The organism is Mesorhizobium sp. M1E.F.Ca.ET.063.01.1.1 (assembly GCF_003998155.1).
Taxonomy (GTDB): domain Bacteria; phylum Pseudomonadota; class Alphaproteobacteria; order Rhizobiales; family Rhizobiaceae; genus Mesorhizobium.
On sequence record NZ_RZSC01001418.1, the window covers coordinates 1 to 688 of the forward strand.

At 65.0% G+C, this 688-nt stretch carries 1 protein-coding gene; it reads left to right on the forward strand.

Translation table 11 applies throughout. The features are described 5' to 3' along the window. The coding region (locus tag EOA29_RS38945; protein ID WP_281061153.1) for a penicillin-binding transpeptidase domain-containing protein at window positions 1–688 on the forward strand (688 nt) is incomplete at both ends.

The following is a 688-nucleotide window of genomic DNA, read 5'->3' on the forward strand; positions in this document are numbered from 1 at the left end:
ACCAAGGCGTTGCGCCAGACCGGGTCGTCGTTCAAGCCCTACGTCTACGCCACCGCGATGGAGCATGGCTTCACCCCGGACTCGGTGGTTTCCGGTGGTCCGATCAGTTGGGGCAGCTGGTCGCCGCATAACTACAGCGGCGGATCGGCCGGCAATGTCACGCTGCTGACCGCAATCGCCAAGTCGATCAACACCGTGCCGGTGCGGCTCGCCAAGGACCATCTCGGCATCGGCCCGATCAAGGCGATGGCCGAATCGATGGGCGTGGAATCGCCGCTGGAATCACACAAGACCATGGTGCTCGGCACGTCCCTCATGACGGTGATGGACCAGGCGACGGGCTACAGCGTCTTTGCCCAGAACGGCTTCGTCGGCTCCAGGCACGGCATCACCCAGCTCGTCACCCGCACCGGCGATGTGGTGTATGACTGGACCAAGGACGCGACGCCGCCGCACCGCGTGCTGTCGGAACAGGCGTTGAAATACATGAACACCATGCTGGCGGCGGTGCCGGTGATCGGCACGGCACGACGCGCCCAGCTTCCCAACATCGTCGTCGCCGGCAAGACCGGCACCACGCAATCCTACCGCGACGCCTGGTTCGTCGGCTTCACCGGCAACTACACGGCCGCCGTCTGGCTCGGCAATGACGACTTCACGCCGACCAACAAGATGACCGGCGGGTCCC